We start from the raw sequence: 14,842 nt of genomic DNA on the forward strand, positions 1-14,842 counted from the left end.
GTCTCAATTCGCCGGCACCGTTTCATCCCTCCAAATGAAGCCGTAGCACAGGGCCAATCTTTTGCCCGGCCCGTGAACGGCTGCGAACAGCAGGCCGGCCAGGAAGGTGAAATGATCGACGAAAAAGCCGAACTCGTCCTGACTCGCCTGCCAATGCGACGGACCATGGAAGGCAAAGGCGAGGAAAATCACATAGATGGCGGCCAATAGCGCTGCTTCGGAAAAGAAAGCGCCCGTCAGAAAGGCGAGCACCAGCGCGATCTCGAAAATGGCGGCGAGCCAGGCCAGAAGCAGCGGAAACGGAAAGCCGGCGGCAGCGATATAGTTCGCCGTGGCTTCCATTCCGGCAAATTTGAAGCTGGCCGCCATGGCAAAGACGGCGGCGAAGATCAGCCTCGCGATCAGGATTGCAACGGTTCTGCTCATGGGTTCTCTCCAGGGTTGGTCGTGCCTGCTTCAAGGACGGGCGGCATGTGCCTTACCCGACAAGACTGTCGAAAATTCCGTACCTTTCCCTGTTCGCCGCGACCTCACGCCGGGTTTCCCTTGGCCGAGATTCGTCCTATCACGAGCCGTTTCAAGGCTTTATTGAACTGGATACCCGCATGACTGCCCTGCCCGACCTTACCGGCCGCATCGCCCTCGTCACCGGCGCCTCGCGCGGCATCGGCTATTTCATCGCAAGGCACATGGCGGCGGCCGGCGCCCACGTCATCGCCGTTGCTCGCACCACCGGCGGGCTGGAAGAACTCGACGACCAGATCAAGGCCGAGAAGGACAGGACCGGCAAGGGCGAGGCTACGCTGGTGCCGCTCGACCTGACCGACATGGATGGCATCGACCGGCTGGGCGGCGCCGTCAACGAACGTTGGGGCAAGCTGGACATTCTGGTGGCCAATGCCGGACTGCTGGGCGTGATTGCGCCGATCGGCCATGTCGAGGCCAAGACCTTCGAGAAGGTGATGACGGTCAATGTGACGTCCACATGGCGGCTGATCCGCTCGGTCGATCCGCTGCTGCGCCAATCCGACGCCGGGCGCGCCATTCTCCTGTCGTCCGGGGCGGCGCACTCGGCGCGCGCCTTCTGGGCTCCTTATGCGGCTTCGAAAGCGGCTGTTGAGGCGATGGCGCGCTCATGGGCGGACGAAACCCGCAACATGGCGCTTTGCGTCAATTCCGTCGATCCCGGCGCCACCCGCACCGCCATGCGCGCGCAGGCCATGCCCGGCGAAGACCCCGAGACGCTGCCGCATCCAGGTGATATCGCCGCGCGGATCGTACCGCTAGCGGACCCGACAGAGACGCGTACCGGCCAGATCTATCAGGCCAGGCATGATCGCTGGGTGTCATATCGGATGCCCGAATAGCCGGACTTTCACAGTCGAGCAGAACCCGGAGCGCCTCTATGTCACAGTCGCTTGTGCCGTCCTGACTGGTTAGCATCCAAGCGGGCACGTTTTGGCTGCACCGAACAGAGCGGCCGCATCCACCCCAAAGTTTCCAACTGGCCCCAAAGTTTCCAACTGGAAGGAATTCAAATGAGCAATCGTATCGTTATGCGCACCGGCGAGGCATTGGTCGCTGGTGGCCCTCCCGGAACCGCAGCTGAACCGGAAATCGTGATCGGTGAACTCGACGGCCCCGTGGGAACCGCGCTTGCGACCCTGACCGGCGATCAGGTCGCGGGCCATACACGCGTGTTCGCGCTGCTCAACACCGACATCATGGTGCGCCCGGTGACGCTGTGCGTGTCCAAGGTGACGGTGAAAAGCTCACGCTACACCAGCATTTTGATGGGCACGGTGCAATTCGCCATCGCCAATGGCGTTCTCGATGCTGTTCGCGCCGGCATCATACCGAAGGAGAAGGCCAACGACCTCGGCATCATCTGCTCGGTCTGGCTGGCGCCAAGCGTCGTCGACGACAACAACCTCGACCACAAGATCCTGTTCGACCTGCATCGCAAGGGTACGACCGAGGCTATCCGCAAGGCGATGAGCAACGAGCCGTCGATCGACTGGCTTCTGGAGAACCAGGACAAGATCATGCACAAGTATCACCAGCTCGGACTTGACGGTAAGATCTGAGATCATCAGGCAGATGCAAGGCGGCGTGTGTTCGGTCGGCAAGCCGTTCCGACACTTTGATAGAGCATAGGAATAATCCGAAAACCCGATTCCACTTTTCGGTCCCATGCTCTAGAAACAGTGCCTGATCCGAAGATCGTCTTTTTCAGGATAACGAGGAACGTCATGTCAGCCACAGCAGTTCTGGTCTGGTATCTGGTCGTCGCCGGCCCACAGGGAGGCATGGTCGTTATGCCGACCGCCTTCGACAAGCATGACCAATGCACGGCGGCAATTGCCGAATACAAGAAGCAGCCTGTGCCGGCGGGCTGGTCGATCGAGTGCGTGCCAAGCGCCTCGCCTTATGCCGACGATCTTGGAGACGACGAACCGTCCCTGCAGGAAGCGCCGGCGCAATAAGCCCAGACCGCAATGCTGGCCCTGCCCCCGGGGCAGGGCGTTTATGCCCGTTTGGTGCTGGTCGAGAGTTCAGGACTCGAATTGAGGGTCTGAAACACCACGCAGTAGCGTTCGGTCAATTTCAGCAGCAGGTCGACTCGCTCCTGCGGCTCGTCGGTGTCCAGCACGAATTTCAAGCGTATCGCACGAAAACCGACGGGCGCGTCCTTGGCCACGCCGAGGGTCCCGCGGAAATCGATGTCGCCTTCGGCTTCGAGCGTCGATGAGTTCAACTGGAATTCCAGGGCGGTAGCCACCGCCTTCAGCGTCACGCCCGCACAGGCGACCAGAGCCTCAAGAAGCATATTGCCGGAGCACAATTCCAACCCGCTGCCGCCCGTCGCTGGATGCAGGCCGGCCACCGAAAGCGCCCTGCCCGTCTCCACGCTGCAGGCGATGGACTGCTCGCCGACCGTGCCCCGTGCCTTCAACGTGACCAGCGCCCGCGACGCGTCCTCGCGATAGGCTTCCTTGAGCGGCGCCTGCATTGCCTTCATCGCGGCTGCATCCATGACTTCCTCCCGGAGCGGCAGGATTTCATAGCATTTCCGTCCGCGTCGCGCGACTCTGCGCCAACGTTCCGTGATTGCTGGCGCAGCGCTGCGGCATGGTCGTCTGGTGTAGCGTACGGCGCAGGCGGCCCGGCAGGCGGTCCGCCCAAATTGCCTCGCCGGACGGAACTTCCACAATGGCCGATATTGCCGTCCTCGACACGCGCGAAAAGGTCTTCGCCGGCATCATGCTGACGAGCCTGGCCTACTTTCTGTTTTCCACGCAAGACGCTGTCATCAAGCTTCTGGTTGCCGGCATAAGTGTCTGGCAGATCATGGCCTTCCGGAGCGCCATCATTCTCATCGGTGCCGGCTGCGTCGGCGGACCGAAGCTCTTCGTTGAAGCCGCAAGATCGCCGATCCTCAAGGCCATGGTGCTGCGCAGCCTGCTTACCATGGTGGCTTGGCTGTGCTTCTACAACGCAGCCCGCTACCTGCAACTGGCCGAACTCACCACCATCTATTTCGCCGCGCCGATCATCGTCACGGTGCTGTCGATCGTGCTTTTGAAAGAGACCGTGCCGCCCTCGCGCTGGGTGGCCGTGCTTATCGGATTTGCCGGCGTGTTCGTGGCCTGCGATCCGCGCCATATGGGCTTTTCGCCTCCGGTGCTGATGGTGCTCGCCGCCGCCTGCTTCTGGGCGCTGACCATTGTCCTGATCCGCAAGATCGCGCTGCTGGAACGCTCGATCATCCAACTCGTGCTGAACAACGCCTTCTTCCTCATTTTTTCCGCCCTGCCGCTGTTCTGGGTATGGCAGACCCCGAACGGCTGGGAATGGGTGCTGCTGCTCAGCGTCGGTACGCTCGGCGGTGTTGCGCAATTCCTGCTCTTCGAGGGCATGCGGCGCGCGCCCGTTTCGATCATCGCGCCTTTTGAATACACGGCGCTGCTGTGGGCCTTCACCTTCGGCTACCTGATCTGGGGCGACGTGCCGCGCACGGAGGTGTTCGTCGGCGCCGCGATCATCATCTCGGCCGGACTGATTATCCTCGCCGGCGAACGCTGGCGCAGGGCTTAGGGGACACGGTCCCCGCCTGCCCGCTGTCAGCAGCCTTGTTTTAAGATGCGGCGTCATCGGGAAAGCTCGGCATGGACAGCGCGGCACATTCGGCGTTCGATCCGGTTTCGACCGAGCGCATGTTCGGCATCGTGCTGGTTTCGACTGCGGCGGCTGTGTTCGGCCTCACCGACGTCCTGACCAAGTCCATCCATGCAGACCCGCTCACCATCCCTTCTGGGCGACGGCCTAGCATTGCTGATGACGATTGGCAGCGCGCTCTACATGATCATGGTCCGCGCATTCCGCGACTCGCCAGTGGTGTGGGCGGGCGCGGTGTCGTCCCTGCTGCTGTTCATATTCGGCTGGCTTGTCACCGATCCGCTGGCGGTTTCACGTCACGATGCGCTTCTTTTGATTGCCTTCGGGCTTTCCTTCGGACTGGCCTCAATCCTGCGGACCGAAGACAGCCGCCTGATCCCGGCACCCGAATCGGTCCTGCTCGGCAATGCCGAAGTGCAGTTCGCGATCCTGTTCGCCTGGCTTTTCCTGTCAGAATTGCCTCCGGCAGCCTGCCTCGCCGGCGGCGCGGTCGTATTAGGCGCAGTATTTGCTCATGCCGGCTATGATTGGCACAGGCCCAAACAGCGGCTACGCGTGCCCTTTGCACAGCCGTGAAATTTTTTCGCAACGATGGAACCTATCCGTGCGCCGTGCATTTTCTGTGCGACGGGTCTTCCCAAGTCCCCCAAACCCCCATCGACCCGTCTCCCTCCCAGCCGGCCGCAAGGCCGGCTTTTTCTTGTCTTGCGCGTCTTGAGCCTGCGAATATGCGAACGGTTCGCATTGACCTGATCGATGCTTCGTTTAGCCTTGCGTGTTTCATGCACGAACAAGGAGCGATACGGCATGACCCTGGCGCTTGCGCTGCTGGCCTGCCTTGCCGCCATCTGGTTGCTCGCCGGTGCGGTGGCTAAATTTCGATTCGGCCTGAGCGCCGCGCAGGCGCTGCTTTATGCGCCTTTCAAGCTCATCTACCGGATTTCGGACCGGCGCATGAAGATCGCGCGCGGCGCCGACGCGCCGGTAATCTACGCGATTGTCCATCAATCCCGGCTGGAACCGGCGCTGATGCTGTCGCTCCTGCCGGACAACACTTTGCACATATTGGATGAAGCCTCGGCCCGCGCCACCTGGCTGGAGCCGTGGCGCGAACTGGCCCGCACCATTGCTTTCAACGCCGAGCATGTCTTTGTCAGCCGGCGGCTGGTGCGCGTGCTGAAAGGCAGCGGACGGCTTGCAGTCTATCTGCCGGATGCGGTGGAGCCGGACGTCAAGACTTTTCGGCTCTATCGCGCCATCGCCCGGATCGCCATGCAGGCCGACGCGCGCATCGTGCCGATTTTCGTCGGCGGTGCGCGGCATCTGCCGTTTTCGCTGACCGATGCACAGAAGGCTCCACGCCGCTTCCTGCCGAAGCTGGCGATCAGCGTCCTTGACCCCATGACCATTACCGAACTGGTCGAGCGGGCGGGCGGCTACCAGACCCGTTCCAGCAATGCCTTCTTCGACCGCATGGCGGAAGCGCGGCTTGCCGCGACCGATTTCGACCGCGGCCTGTTCCTGGCCGTCCGCGATGCCGCCGACCGGGTCGGTGCCGGACGCACGGCGGTCGAGGATATCGTCGGCGGATCATTGAGTTATCGCCGCCTGTTCATTGGCGCGCGGGTGCTGGGCGCGCGCTTCGAACGAGCCGCGCCGCCCGGCAGGGCGCTCGGTGTCCTGTTGCCCAACACCAATGGCATGGTGCTTTCGCTGCTCGGCCTGCTTTCGGCCGGACGAGCAGCGGCGATGCTGAATTACACCGCCGGGCCGGCCAATGTGGCGTCCGCCATCCGCACCGCCACCATCACCTGCGTGGTTTCCTCGCGTGCCTTTATCGAAAAGGCCGGGCTTGCCGACATCGTGCAGGCGATAGAGGAAGCCGGCGCCCGGTTTCTATGGCTGGAGGATCTGCACTCAAGCGCCTCTTTCATCGAAAAGGCGACAGCGGCGCTGTTCTGGCGCCGACCGCTCAGTGAACAGGACGCCGGCAAACCGGCCGTCATCCTGTTCACCTCCGGCTCGGAAGGCACGCCGAAGGCAGTTGTGCTCTCGCATCGTAACCTTCTCGCCAACGCCATGCAGGCGGAAGCCCGCATTACCGTGACGGCGACCGACACGCTGTTCAACGTGCTGCCGGCCTTCCATGCCTTCGGGCTCACAGGCGGCACCATCCTGCCGCTGGTGATGGGGGTGAAGCTGTTCCTCTACCCCTCCCCGCTGCACTACAAGCAGATTCCCGAGATCGCCCGCAAGATCAGGCCGACGGTGATGTTCGGCACCGACACGTTTCTGGCCAATTACGCCCGCGCGGCCAAGGACGACGACTTTTCCAGCCTGCGCTTCATCGTCGCCGGCGGCGAGGCGGTGCGGCCGGAAACGCGCCGCACCTGGCGAGAGCGCTTCGGCGCGGAAATCATCGAAGGGTTCGGCCTGACGGAAGCCGCACCTGTCGTTGCGGTCAACACCGCCATCCATGGCCGAGACGGCACGGTCGGCCGTCTGTTGCCGGCGATGCATATGCGACTGGAGCCGGTGGATGGGATCGACGATTCCGGGCGCCTATGGCTGAGCGGCCCGAACCTGATGATGGGCTACATGACGGCGGATCGGCCCGGAGAATTGCAGCCGCTCGCCGATGGCTGGCACGATACCGGCGACATCGTTTCGATCGACCGGGAGGGTTTCATCACCATTCGCGGGCGCGCGAAGCGCTTTGCCAAGATCGCAGGCGAGATGGTATCGCTGGGCGCGGTGGAAATGCTGGCACAGCGGCTTTGGCCGCAGGAACATCATGCCGCGGTTTCCGTGCCCGACAAAAAGCGCGGCGAGCGCATCGTGCTTGTCACTACCGCAGACAACGCCGATGGCGAGGCGCTGCGCAAGGCCGCCAAAGACGCCGGCGCGCCAGAGATTTCGATCCCCGGCGATATTGTCAAGGTCGGTGAAATCCCCGTGCTCGGTTCAGGCAAGACCGATTATGTCGGCACACGGCAGTTGGCGATCGAACGTCTTGGCGACAGTGCTGCGGCTTGAACCCGCTCAATCGGTCGTTCTTGCATCCACATCGGGTGGCAGGGCCTTCTCGCCCTCGCGTTTTGCACGGCGCGAATAGGCGCGCATCGAAAACGGCAGGAAGATGAGATAGGCGATCGCCGAGGCGGTCAGCGTATGCCACGGGTAGCTTGCCACAAGCAGGAGGTAGAGCACGATGGCAAGGATGACGAGCAACATCTTGTCACCGGGAATCTTGAGGCTCTTGCCCGAATAGACCGGCCAGCGGCTGACCAGAAGGAAGGCGACGAGCGTGGTGAAGGCGGTGGCGACAAGTGCCACCGGCTTGCTCGGCTCCAGCCCGAGAAAAGACAGGTAGAGCGGCAGCATCACCAGCACCGCGCCGGCAGGGGCCGGCACACCGACGAAATATTCGGCCTGCCATACCGGCTGGTCGTCGTCCTCATAAAGTACGTTGAAGCGGGCAAGCCGCATGCCGCAGGCGATTGCGAAAAGCAGCGCGGCGATCCAGCCGGGCGAGCCGGCGCGTTCCAGCAGGAAAGCATAGAGAACCAGCGCCGGCGCGACGCCGAAATTGACGATATCGGCCAGCGAATCCATTTGCGCGCCGAATTTCGAGGTCGCTTTCAGGAGCCGCGCCAAACGGCCATCGACGCCGTCGAGGAAGGCCGCCAGCAGTACCATCACCACCGCCGTCTCAAAACGCCCCTCAAAGCCGAAGCGGATACCGGAAAGGCCGGCACAGATGGCGAGCACGGTGATGAGGTTGGGAAACACCAGGCGCAACGGAATTTCGCGGATGGGCGGCCCACCCGAGCCATGCACCTCGAACTTCTTGAACGGCTTGTTCATCAGTCAGGAAACCCGCACCAGCGGCACGCCGGCGCTGCCGCCAAACTCGGCGATCACGGTCTCGCCGCCCACTGCCGTCTGGCCTACGGCCACGCGCGGCACGGCTTCGGCCGGTAGATAGACGTCGACGCGCGAGCCGAAGCGGATCAGGCCGAAGCGTTCACCAATGCCGATGGCGCCGCCGGATTCGGTCCAACAGACGATGCGGCGCGCCACCAGCCCGGCGATCTGCACGGCGGCGATAGTGCCGTTCGGGCTTTCGATGACGAGGCCGTTGCGCTCGTTCTCACTGCTTGCCTTGTCGAGTTCGGCATTGAAAAAACGGCCCGGCCGGTATTCGATGCGGGCAATGCGGCCGCGCGTCGGCGCGCGGTTCACATGGCAGGAAAAGACATTCATGAACACCGAGATGCGCGTCATCTCGGCATCGCCAAGACCGAGTTCGCGCGGCGGGATCGCCGGGCCAACGGCTGAAACGACGCCATCGGCGGGGCTTATCACCAGCCGGTCGTCCACCGGAGTGACACGTTCGGGATCGCGGAAGAAATAGATGCACCAGGCGGTGAGGATCAGGCCGATCCAGAACAGTATGGAGGAAAAATAACCGAGAAACAGCGTGATCAATGCGAAAGCCGCAATGAAAGGGTAGCCCTCACGATGGATCGGAACGAAGGTGTTTTTGACCGTATCGACGAGATTCATCGGCTTGCCGGATGGCTCCGTTTCAGGTCCGGCTTCTCTACCGGAAACGATGGAAAGCCGCAACGCGCGCGCGATGCCGCAGGCGGACGATCATGCCGATTTTACCTCAGCAAGACAGGCCGCCGCGACTTCCCGTCATTCCTGCCCACTCTCGGCAAGCGGCACGCCCGGCAGATAGAGCATGACCGGACGGATCTCATAAACGGCGGTCGGGTTGGAGCGGTGTAAATCACGCGCGATGCTGACAGCGGCATCGCGATCGGCGCAATCGACCACATACAGGCCGAGGAACTGCTCCTTGGTTTCGGCGAACGGGCCATCGGTGACAATGCCCTCGCCCGGCCCGCGCAGCGTGCAGGCGCCCGCAGTCGAGCCGAGCCTGGCCGACGGGCCGAGACGCTTCTCCCGGCAAAGCCGCTCATGGGTCTTGAGCAGGCCGGCCATCACCGCCGCGTCTTCATCCGGCGTCCATGACTGTACGATTTCTTCCTCATGATAGGCGAGAATAGCGTAATACATGCGATGTTCCTCCTCTGCCGGCAACGCAAGCTACAGCCGGAGAGAACGGCGTCAACTCACCTCTTCCGTGCGCCGGCGAACCAGAACGCCCATCTCGTCGTTTTCGCGGGCGATGCGCAGGCGTTCTTCGGCCTCGGTGGCTTCGCGCTGGCGGTCCCACATGGAAGCATAAAGGCCACCTGCCTTGAGTAACGCCGCATGCGTGCCGCGCTCTGCGATGCTGCCGTCCTTCAACACGATGATCTCGTCGGCGGAAATCACCGTCGAGAGCCGGTGCGCGATAACGATGGTGGTGCGACCGCGGCTGACGAGATCGAGCGCGGCCTGGATTTCCTGCTCGGTGTGACTGTCGAGCGCCGAGGTCGCCTCGTCGAGAATCAGGATCGGCGGTGATTTCAGGATGGTGCGGGCAATCGCCACGCGCTGCTTTTCACCGCCCGAGAGCTTGAGGCCACGCTCGCCCACCATGGTGCGATAGCCGTCCGGCAGGCCTTCGATGAAGGGGCCGATCTGGGCCAGCCCCGCCGCCCTGCGCACATCCTCGTCACTGGCATCGATGCGGCCATAGCGGATATTATAGGCAACCGTGTCGTTGAACAGCACCGTATCCTGCGGGACCATACCGATGGATGCGCGCAAACTCTCCTGCGTCACGTCGCGCACGTCCTGCCCGTCGATCAGAACCGCACCTTTCTGCACATCGTAAAAGCGGAACAACAGCCTGGAGATTGTCGATTTTCCGGCACCCGAAGGCCCGACGATGGCAACCGTCTTGCCAGCCGGCACCTCGAAACTCACGCCCTTCAGGATGGAGCGGTTCTGCTCATAGGCAAAATGCACGTCGCGAAACTCGACCCGGCCGGCCTCCACGACAAGCGGCGTCGCGCCGGGGGCATCCACCACCTCCTGCCGCACGTCGAGAAGGTCGAACATCTGTTCGATGTCGGTCAGGCCCTGACGGATTTCACGATAGATGAAGCCGATGAAGTTGAGCGGCACCGAAAGTTGCATCAGCATGGCATTGATGAAGACGAAATCGCCCACGGTCTGCGCGCCACGCGAAACCTCAAGCGCCGACATGCACATGGCCACGGTCATGCCGAGCCCGAAAATGACGCCTTGGCCAAAATTCAGCCAGCCGAGCGACGTCCATATCTTCGTCGCCGCGGTCTCGTAGCGGGCCATCGAGCGGTCGAACCGCTCGGCTTCCATTCGCTCATTGCCGAAATATTTGACTGTCTCGAAATTGAGCAGCGAATCGATGGCCTTGGTGTTGGCGTCGGTGTCGCTGTCGTTCATGTCGCGGCGGATTTCGATCCGCCAGTCGCTCGCCCGCAGCGTGAACCAGGTGTAGAGCCACACCGTCACGGCAATGACCGCGACATATTTCCAGCCATAGCTGTAGGCGAAGATCACCGCCGTCAGGGCGAATTCGAGGATCGTCGGCACCGTGTTCAGCATGGTGAAGCGCACGATGGTCTCGATACCCTTGGTGCCGCGCTCGATGATGCGCGACAGGCCGCCGGTGCGCCGTTCGAGATGGAAGCGCAGCGACAGTTCATGCATATGCACGAAGGTGCGGTAGGCAAGCTGGCGCACGGCATGCTGGCCGACGCGCGCGAACAATGCATCGCGCAACTGATTGAAGCCAAGCTGCGTCACGCGAACGACATTATAGGCGATCACCAGCATCAAGGGTGCGGCCAGCAGCGCCGGCAGCGGCGGCGCCTTGCCCTCGCCGGCGAGGGCATCCGTTGCCCATTTGAAGAAATACGGCCCGGCAACCAGGATCAATTTGGCGGCCACCAGAAGCACGGTCGCCCACGCTACACGCGCCTTGAGGTCCGCGCGCGTCGATGGCCACATGTAGGGCCACAGATTGGCAAGGGTTCTAAACGTCGAGCCGGAATCGGCGGAAACGGTTTTGTCGGCCAAGTCGATTGCCTTTATTAATGGTCGCCGGCGGGGCAGCAGGTTTCGACCAGTTCGGACACGGCCCCGGCAAGGACGGTCAAGGCCTCGCCATTGACGGCATAGCGCGAGCGTTTGCCATCGGCGGCATAGCGCACCAGCCCGGCCTCGACCAATATCTTGAGATGCTGCGAGACGGTGGATTGCGCCAGATCGAGCCGGCCGACCACGTCACTGCAGCAGCAGGAGGAGGAAGTGGAGAGATGGCGCAAAATCTCAATGCGTGCGGGATGCGACAAAGCCGCGAAACCGATCGCCATCTGGCGGGCGTCGAGCGTGCAGCACAAAGGATTCTTGAAGACCGGATTCATCGTACATCGTCGATATACGATGAAACATCATTCCGCAAGCGCACCCAGAGACGAAATATACTCCCTCAGCGGCGCTTTATCTCCCTACCCCGTCGATTCAGGGCTTCTTCCCAGCCTTCGTGTCTGGAAGCTGCGTCACCTGGGCGCCCATTGCCTTCAAATTGGCAGGTTCGCCCTCATTCGAGTTCTCCGGAACCTTGAACACCTGGCCCGGCCAGATCATGTCCGGATCGGTGATCTGGTCCTGATTGGCAAGATAGATGGTCGAATAGCGGACGCCATGGCCGTAGACGCGTCGCGAGATCTGCCACAGCGTATCGCCACGCCGGATAATGACGGCGCCGTCGGCATGTTCCAGCTTCGGCGAAACTGTCTCGGGAATGTCGGCGGATTGTTCGGCCTTTGCCGGTGCCGCAGTGTCCGTCGGCGGAGTATCCGGCGTCTTCGCCTCACCGGAGGACGTGGCTGCTTCCGGCTTCGCATTCACGGGAGACGTCGCTTCATCGGCAGAAGGCGCGACCGCGGACATCGTTTCGCCCGCCTCGCGCTGGAACGGCACGGCAGCGCGTGCCAGCACCTTTGACCCGTCGTCAGCCAGCGCATCGGCATGGATGATATAATCGCCGACCGGCAGGTCACGCGTCGCCTCAACAAGAAAATGCCCATCCGGCGAGGTGATCGTTTGGCCGAGAAGAATGTCGTTGGCATAGACGCGCACCTTGCGGCCCGGATCGGCAATACCGGCGACGAAAACCTTGCCGCCATCGATCTCGACGGCTTCCACCGCGATCTTCGGCCCACTGGCGGCAGGCGCGGCCGGTTCGGTCACCGCTGACGCGGGGGCCTCCGATGCAGCGGACGATGACGCGGTGGCAGGCTTTTCGGCAGACGGCAATGTCTCGGACGTCTTGGGCGGCTTTGGAACCGTGATCAGTTCCGATGGCTTGCCCGGCTCCTCGACAAGCGCCAGCACCTGGCCGTCGCTCTTTTCAGGAACCGACACCACGGCCGTCTGCGTCGAGGTGGCGACGACCCCGCCGGGCGCGGTGGAGCGCAGGACGATCTGGTAATCTCCCGGCTTCAGCGCATGGTCCAGTGCGATGGCGAAAGCGCCGGTGCCGTCCGCCGTCGTTTCACCGAGCACGGCCGAACCGTGAATGACCGCCACCTTGGCGTTGGGCGCCGCCTGTCCGGCAACGACGATGGAACCATCGCCCTCCACCCGCACGACATCGAAAGTCGGGGCGATGACCTTCGGCTTGGCCGGATTTTGCGGCGCGGGCGGTTCATTGACCGCCGGTGCTGCTGTTTCAGCCGGCTTGGTAGCCTCATCGGGCTGAGCCGCCGCCGTCGCGTTCTTCTGAGGTTCGGCCTTTTGGGATTCTGCCGGGGCTGGCGACGGCCTGGCTTCGGCGGAAGCTTCAGGTGCCGGAGCAGGCTGTTCGCCGGCTGGCTGCGCCGATGCCTGAGCAGATTTCTGCGCTCCGTCCTCAAGCGATGCCGAAGCTGTCGCCGGCGGCTTGCTCAGATAGGGATCGAGCGCGCCGGAGACATAGGCTGCCCCCGCCACGACGGCGCTGGCGCCGACCGCGAAAAAGAACGCCTTCACTGGTGTCACGACCATGTCAATCCTGCCCCTTGACCGCCCCCTTGCGATCTAGCCTGTTTTCGCGTGGCCGACAAGAAAAAGCCGGCTTCAGGCTTGACCGCGTGCCCCGCTCCGCTCACCAATCAGACATGAACAAGATTCGATCCGTCTGCGTCTATTGCGGCTCATCCACCGGCAAGGGAGGAGCGTATCTGGAGGCCGGGCACGTTCTGGGCCGCTCGCTCGCCAAATCAGGTCTTCGGCTCGTTTATGGCGGCGGCACCAAGGGCGTGATGGGCGCGGTTTGCGAGGGGGTACTCAGGGCCGGCGGCAAGGTCAGCGGCATCATTCCGCGCTTCCTGCTCAACAAGGAAACAACCGAGCCGGCGCTCAGCCGGCTCGACGAACTCGTCATCACCGAGAACATGCACGAGCGCAAGCATTTGATGTTCGAGAAATCGGACGCCTTCGTCGCGTTGCCGGGCGGTATCGGCACTGTCGAGGAAATCATCGAGATCATGACCTGGGCGCAGCTTGGCCATCATCGCAAGCCGATCGTCTTCGCCAATATCAACGGCTTCTGGAATCCGATGCTGGCGCTGTTGAAGCACATGACAGACGAGGGCTTCATCCACACCGCCGAGAAGGTGAAGCCACTGGTGGTGGAAGACGCCGAGCGCATCGTTGCGGCCATACTGGTGGCGGGTTCGGCCGATGGCGCGCCGACCGAGGGCATGTCGTCGGTTATCGAGAATCTGTAGCTGCCTTGCCCCGGCCCCGGCCGATGAACATCGAGCTCGAATAGATCGCCAGTGCGGCCCATATCAGGGCGAAGGCAAACGCGTCCGTGCGGTCGAACGGCTCGTGGAAGATGAAGACGGCGATCAGGAACACGATGGTCGGCGCGATATATTGCATGATGCCGATCGTGGAGAGCCGCAGCAGTTTGGCGCCGAAAGCGAACAGCAAAAGCGGCACCGCCGTGACCGGGCCGCAACCCATCAGAAGCGCGATATCGCCCAGATTGCCCGTCGTCAGATGATCCTGGCGGGTCGCGATCAGCCACGCCACATAGGCCGCCGCCGGGATCGCCAGAATGAGAACCTCCAGCAGAAAGCCCTGGCTTGGGCCGATGGGCAGGGTCTTGCGGAAGAAGCCATAGGCGGCAAATGAAAAGGCCAGCGCCAGCGACACCCATGGCAGTTGCCCGCTCTCGATCGTGAGGATGAGGACCGCGACAGCCGCCATCGCCACCGCTACCACCTGACGCCGGTCGAGCCGCTCGCCCAGAACCACGGCGCCGACGACCACGCTGACCAGCGGATTGATGTAGTAGCCGAGCGCCGTCTCGACGGTGCGGTCCACCGCGATCGCCCAGACATAGACGCTCCAGTTGATGGTAATCAGCGTCGCCGTCAGCGCGGCCATGCCCAGCATGCGCGGCGAGCGCAGCGCCGCCTTGAAATCGGCCGTGCGGCCAAGCCAGACCAGAACGCCCGCCGCAATCGGCACCGACCACAGAATGCGGTGGGCGACCACCTCTGCCAGCGGCAGATGCGCCACCGCCTTCATGTAAAAAGGCAACAAGCCCCACAGGAAATAGGCGAAAAGCGCCAGCAGGAAGCCGCGCCGCGCTTCACCGGAACGATCAGGGCCGGAGAGATCAGGTTGAATGGGACGAGCAGTCATTCGCCCATATGGGCCG

At 62.7% G+C, this 14,842-nt stretch carries 15 protein-coding genes and 1 pseudogene; 7 read left to right on the plus strand and 9 right to left on the minus strand.

Annotation, left to right across the window (positions count from 1 at the left end):
* Positions 1–3: 3 nt before the first annotated feature.
* Positions 4–426 carry a DoxX family protein gene (locus BFN67_RS21570; protein WP_080921518.1) on the minus strand — a complete coding sequence of 141 codons (423 nt, stop codon included), beginning with the start codon at positions 424–426 and terminating at the stop codon, positions 4–6.
* Positions 427–605: 179 nt separating this feature from the next.
* Between BFN67_RS21570 and BFN67_RS21575 the strand changes: the two genes are divergently transcribed.
* The 3 genes from BFN67_RS21575 to BFN67_RS21585 all read left to right on the plus strand — a co-directional run bounded on the left by BFN67_RS21575 (position 606) and on the right by BFN67_RS21585 (position 2,486).
* The gene (locus BFN67_RS21575) at positions 606–1,367 is read left to right on the plus strand and encodes an SDR family NAD(P)-dependent oxidoreductase (protein ID WP_080921519.1); all 762 of its coding nucleotides are present in this window, start codon (positions 606–608) and stop codon (positions 1,365–1,367) included.
* Positions 1,368–1,538: 171 nt separating this feature from the next.
* On the plus strand, positions 1,539–2,087 hold the full coding sequence (fae, locus tag BFN67_RS21580; protein ID WP_080921520.1) for a formaldehyde-activating enzyme: 549 nt from the start codon (positions 1,539–1,541) through the stop codon (positions 2,085–2,087).
* Positions 2,088–2,252: 165 nt separating this feature from the next.
* Positions 2,253–2,486 carry a hypothetical protein gene (locus BFN67_RS21585; RefSeq protein ID WP_080921521.1) on the plus strand — a complete coding sequence of 78 codons (234 nt, stop codon included), beginning with the start codon at positions 2,253–2,255 and terminating at the stop codon, positions 2,484–2,486.
* Positions 2,487–2,527: 41 nt separating this feature from the next.
* On the opposite strand, the gene BFN67_RS21590 is transcribed toward BFN67_RS21585, so the two are convergent.
* Positions 2,528–3,037 (minus strand): OsmC family protein, encoded by a 510-nt coding sequence (locus BFN67_RS21590; RefSeq protein ID WP_080921522.1) that lies wholly within the window; start codon positions 3,035–3,037, stop codon positions 2,528–2,530.
* A gap of 176 nt (positions 3,038–3,213) precedes the next feature.
* On the opposite strand from BFN67_RS21590, the gene BFN67_RS21595 reads away from it, so the two are divergent.
* The 3 genes and pseudogenes from BFN67_RS21595 to BFN67_RS21605 all read left to right on the plus strand — a co-directional run bounded on the left by BFN67_RS21595 (position 3,214) and on the right by BFN67_RS21605 (position 7,215).
* Complete coding sequence (locus BFN67_RS21595) at positions 3,214–4,098, plus strand: DMT family transporter (RefSeq protein ID WP_080921523.1); 885 nt, start codon at positions 3,214–3,216, stop codon at positions 4,096–4,098.
* A 210-nt stretch (positions 4,099–4,308) separates the two neighbouring features.
* Positions 4,309–4,755, plus strand: a pseudogene (locus BFN67_RS21600) (DMT family transporter); the annotation flags it as partial.
* Between the two features lie 231 nt (positions 4,756–4,986).
* A complete protein-coding gene (locus BFN67_RS21605) occupies positions 4,987–7,215 on the plus strand; it encodes an AMP-binding protein (protein ID WP_080921524.1) in 2,229 nt (742 codons plus the stop codon).
* Positions 7,216–7,221: 6 nt separating this feature from the next.
* Here BFN67_RS21605 and BFN67_RS21610 read toward each other — a convergent pair whose 3' ends face one another.
* The 6 genes from BFN67_RS21610 to BFN67_RS21635 form a co-directional block, all read right to left on the minus strand.
* Positions 7,222–8,046 (minus strand): CDP-alcohol phosphatidyltransferase family protein, encoded by an 825-nt coding sequence (locus BFN67_RS21610; protein WP_080921525.1) that lies wholly within the window; start codon positions 8,044–8,046, stop codon positions 7,222–7,224.
* Positions 8,047–8,049: 3 nt separating this feature from the next.
* Positions 8,050–8,799, minus strand: coding sequence for a phosphatidylserine decarboxylase (locus BFN67_RS21615; RefSeq protein ID WP_280951352.1), 750 nt, complete (start codon positions 8,797–8,799; stop codon positions 8,050–8,052).
* Between the two features lie 84 nt (positions 8,800–8,883).
* Entirely contained in the window at positions 8,884–9,267 is a 384-nt protein-coding gene (locus BFN67_RS21620) for a YciI family protein (RefSeq protein ID WP_080921526.1), read from the minus strand.
* A 51-nt stretch (positions 9,268–9,318) separates the two neighbouring features.
* Positions 9,319–11,202 (minus strand): ABCB family ABC transporter ATP-binding protein/permease, encoded by a 1,884-nt coding sequence (locus BFN67_RS21625; protein ID WP_080921527.1) that lies wholly within the window; start codon positions 11,200–11,202, stop codon positions 9,319–9,321.
* Between the two features lie 14 nt (positions 11,203–11,216).
* Positions 11,217–11,549: an ArsR/SmtB family transcription factor gene (locus BFN67_RS21630; protein ID WP_080921528.1), complete on the minus strand. Its 333-nt coding sequence runs from the start codon at positions 11,547–11,549 to the stop codon at positions 11,217–11,219.
* A gap of 97 nt (positions 11,550–11,646) precedes the next feature.
* A complete protein-coding gene (locus BFN67_RS21635; protein ID WP_080921529.1) occupies positions 11,647–13,173 on the minus strand; it encodes a LysM peptidoglycan-binding domain-containing protein in 1,527 nt (508 codons plus the stop codon).
* 113 nt (positions 13,174–13,286) lie between these two features.
* Here BFN67_RS21635 and BFN67_RS21640 point away from each other — a divergent pair, with 113 nt between their 5' ends.
* On the plus strand, positions 13,287–13,898 hold the full coding sequence (locus BFN67_RS21640) for an LOG family protein (RefSeq protein WP_080921530.1): 612 nt from the start codon (positions 13,287–13,289) through the stop codon (positions 13,896–13,898).
* Here BFN67_RS21640 and rarD read toward each other — a convergent pair.
* On the minus strand, positions 13,882–14,826 hold the full coding sequence (rarD, locus tag BFN67_RS21645) for an EamA family transporter RarD (RefSeq protein ID WP_080921531.1): 945 nt from the start codon (positions 14,824–14,826) through the stop codon (positions 13,882–13,884). The genes BFN67_RS21640 and rarD overlap by 17 nt on opposite strands.
* Between the last annotated feature and the right edge of the window lie 16 nt (positions 14,827–14,842).

This window comes from Manganibacter manganicus (assembly GCF_002075885.1).
GTDB lineage: Bacteria > Pseudomonadota > Alphaproteobacteria > Rhizobiales > Rhizobiaceae > Mesorhizobium > Mesorhizobium manganicum.